The organism is Streptomyces sp. KR55 (assembly GCF_052245645.1).
Lineage (GTDB): Bacteria > Actinomycetota > Actinomycetes > Streptomycetales > Streptomycetaceae > Streptomyces > Streptomyces flavusporus.
In genome coordinates this window covers 1-3,085 of the sequence record NZ_JBQQCE010000740.1, presented here as the reverse complement: position 1 = coordinate 3,085, position 3,085 = coordinate 1, and the positions used below count along the sequence as shown (strand labels likewise).

Annotated in this window: 4 protein-coding genes; 1 reads left to right on the top strand and 3 read right to left on the bottom strand. The window is 72.1% G+C overall.

Translation table 11 applies throughout. From position 1 onward, the window contains the following. The 3 genes from ACTWQJ_RS49290 to ACTWQJ_RS49280 form a co-directional block, all read right to left on the bottom strand. Positions 1 to 1,243 (bottom strand): molybdopterin-dependent oxidoreductase (locus ACTWQJ_RS49290; protein WP_443312873.1); only part of this gene is annotated, 1,243 nt, incomplete at its 3' end. A 114-nt stretch (positions 1,244 to 1,357) separates the two neighbouring features. After that, on the bottom strand, positions 1,358 to 1,975 hold the full coding sequence (locus ACTWQJ_RS49285) for a TetR family transcriptional regulator (protein WP_443312872.1): 618 nt from the start codon (positions 1,973 to 1,975) through the stop codon (positions 1,358 to 1,360). After that, positions 1,972 to 2,490, bottom strand: coding sequence for a hypothetical protein (locus tag ACTWQJ_RS49280; RefSeq protein ID WP_443312875.1), 519 nt, complete (start codon positions 2,488 to 2,490; stop codon positions 1,972 to 1,974). The genes ACTWQJ_RS49285 and ACTWQJ_RS49280 overlap by 4 nt, the downstream gene beginning before the upstream one ends. Positions 2,491 to 2,950: 460 nt before the next feature. Between ACTWQJ_RS49280 and ACTWQJ_RS49275 the strand changes: the two genes are divergently transcribed. Further along, positions 2,951 to 3,085 (top strand): homogentisate 1,2-dioxygenase (locus ACTWQJ_RS49275; protein WP_443312874.1); only part of this gene is annotated, 135 nt, incomplete at its 3' end.

Here is a 3,085-nt window from a genome sequence, read left to right as displayed (position 1 = left end):
CCAGCGAGTCGAGGGCCTTGTCGAGGCGGTCGCCGTCGGGCGCGGAGAGCACGGGGTTGGCGGCCACGGCGATCAGCGCCCGGACGGGCTCGCCCTCCTCGGTGGCGGTGTCGATCTCCTCGGCGAGTGCGGACAGCGGCAGCTCGCCCTTGGCCTCCGGGTGGCCGCTCACCCGGGAATGCCAGCGGCCGAGCGCGAACCCGCGGCCGGGTCCTGCGGGCCGGGGCGTCCGGTCGGTGGCGGCCTGCGGGAACAGGGCGCCACCCGGCCGGTCCAGGTTGCCGGTGAGGATGTTGAGGACGTCGACGAGCCAGCTGGCGAGCGTGCCGTGCGGGACGGTGCAGCTGCCGATGCGGCCGTAGACGGCGGCGGTGGGGGCGGCCGCCAGTTCGCGGGCGAGCGTACGGATCGTGCCGGCCTCGACATCACAGGCCGCCGCGACGGCCTCGGGACTGAAGTCCCGTACGGCGTCCCGGAGTTCGGGCAGATCCTGGACATGCGGCGCGAGATCACCGAGGTCGACCAGGTCCTCCGCGAAGAGGACGTACGCCATCGCCGCGAGGAGCAGGGCATCGGTGCCGGGGCGGACGGCGATGTGCCGGTCGGCGAGTCGGGCGGTGCGGGTGCGGCGCGGGTCGATCACGGTGAGGGTGCCGCCGCGCGCCTTGAGCGCCTTGAGGCGGCCGGGGAAGTCGGGGGCGGTGCACAGACTTCCGTTGGATTCCAGCGGGTTGGCGCCGATGAGCAGCAGGTGGTCGGTGTGGTCCAGGTCGGGCACGGGGATGGCGTGCGCGTCGCCGTAGAGCAGCCCGCTGGAGACGTGCTTGGGCATCTGGTCGACCGTGGACGCGGTGAACAGGCTGCGGGTGCCGAGCCCCGCGATCAGGAGCGGCGGGTACAACGCGCCGGCCATGGTGTGCACGGTGGGGTTGCCGAGGACCACGCCGACGGAGTTCGGCCCGTATCGCTCGACGACCGGCCGGATCCCGGCGGCCACGGCGTCGAACGCCTCCTCCCAGGTGGCCTCGCGCAGCTCCCCGTCCCTGCGCACGAGCGGGGTACGCAGCCGGTCGGGGTCGCCGTCGACGGCCCCGAAGGAGGCGCCCTTGGGGCAGATGAAGCCCTGGCTGAACACGTCGTCGCGGTCACCGCGGGCGCCGGTGACGCGGGTTCCCTCGATGGTGAGTGTCAGCCCGCAGGTGGCCTCGCACAGGGGGCAGATACGCAGGGCGGTGCGGGACACGGGTCCTCCCGGAGGTCTGGCGGCAGCGGTGACGCACGGACTGCGCCGAGCATACCGACCGGTATGCATGGATGGGAGGCCTCACCGCAAACGGGGTCCGGAAATCGTCGGCCCTCAGTCCAGTACGCGCGCCAGATACGCCCGCAGCATCTCCCGCATCTCCCCGATGATCTTCTCGTCCCCTTCCGGGTCCACCCGGAACGCCAGATGCACCAGGGTGTCCGCGGTCTCCACCGCGATCAGGAAGGAGCGGCGCAGTTCCTCGTCGGGGGTGCGGTCGAGGTGGCCGGAGAGCAGGTCGGTGAGACGGTCGGCGACGCGATGGTTGGGCTCGCCGTGGCGGACCCCGACCGGGATCTGGTTGCCGAAGTCGACCAGGGAGAAGCCGGGTGCGGTGCGCTTCATGGCGAGGTACTCGTCGACCACGGCGTCCATGGCGGTCCGCCAGTCACCCTGTTCGGCATCCTTCAGCCGCTCGGTGACGCGCTCGGCGTAGCGGTCCAGGTTGCGCTGCGCGAGCGCGTCGGCCATCTGGCGCTTGTTGCCGAAGAAGCGGTAGACCGAGCCGATGGGGACACCGGCGCGCTGGGCGACCGCGCGGGTGCTCAGGTCGTCGTAGCCGACCTCGTCGAGGAGGTCGGCGCAGGCGTCCAGGATCCGGGTCAGCCGTTCGGCGCTGCGCCGCTGCACGGGCGCACGACGGAGTGTTGTCGCATGGGGCACGGGCTTCATGATGCCCGGTCGGCGTGATCCGGTGAACCGGCAGGTCCCTTGGTCGTGGGCGCCGGCTCGGTTCCCGAGGCGGTGATGTCGGCCGTGCACTCGACGGGTTCGCCGTCGACCGCCCACACGGTGCCGTCGTCGGCGTACAGCCGTGCGGTGACCTGGTGGGTGCCGCGCGGGACGAGACCGGCGGCCAGACGGTACTCGGGCGTGCGCAGTCGGGCGACCGGGCGGCCGTCCAGGAAGAGGCGGGCGAACCCCCGGCCGGGCACCGCCTTCGGCCGTGCACCGGCCGGCGAGAAGCGGAAGTCACGGACGGTCAGCCGTACGTCCCAGCCGGCCCCGGAGGCGTCGGGCTGGACCTCGATGTCGACCTCGGGGGCATGCTCCTCGCCCACCTCGCGGTACGGCTGCCCCTCGTCGTCGGTGTCGTCGAGGATTCTGCCCACCGGCGACGGCGACTCCCCGTTCTTCTGCCCTCCCGCAGCACTGGTGCCGCAGCCCACGGATCCGGTCAGCAGCAGGACACAGACCGCGAGCGCGGCTAGGGCCTGTGCCGGAAGTGGCGTCGTCCGCCCGGAGGGCGGACCGGGCGGCGGCGATGGGGGTGCCCCCGCGCGAGCTCGGGTTCGAGCGTGGGGGAGCGTGCTCTCGGCGTGCCGGGCGGGAGCTCTCGTACTGGATGTACTTGGGCTTTCGGCCGGTGCGGCGAGAGGGGGTACCTCCCACGCCCTTGAGGCAGTGGGGGAGCGTGCCAGGCGTCGTCCGGCAGGCGCCACTTCCGGCACAGGCCCTAGAGTTCGGCGCGTCCACGACATGAAACGGGAGACTAGAACACCGGTCCGACACCCCGAATCCCCCTGGAGTCTGGTTCTCGTCACCCTCCGGTCGTCCGTCGAGAGGAGATCGTACGGACCTCTTGCGCCCCCCGAACCGCAATCCTACGGTGAACCATAGGAATCAGCGTGCAAGGGAGCACCGATCATGAGCGGGGACGCACGGAAGACCGCCGAAGGGCTGGCCCACCTCCACGGGTTCGGCAACGAGCACAGCTCCGAGGCCGTCCCGGGCGCACTGCCCGAGGGCCGCAACTCACCACAGCGCGCCCCACTGGGCCTC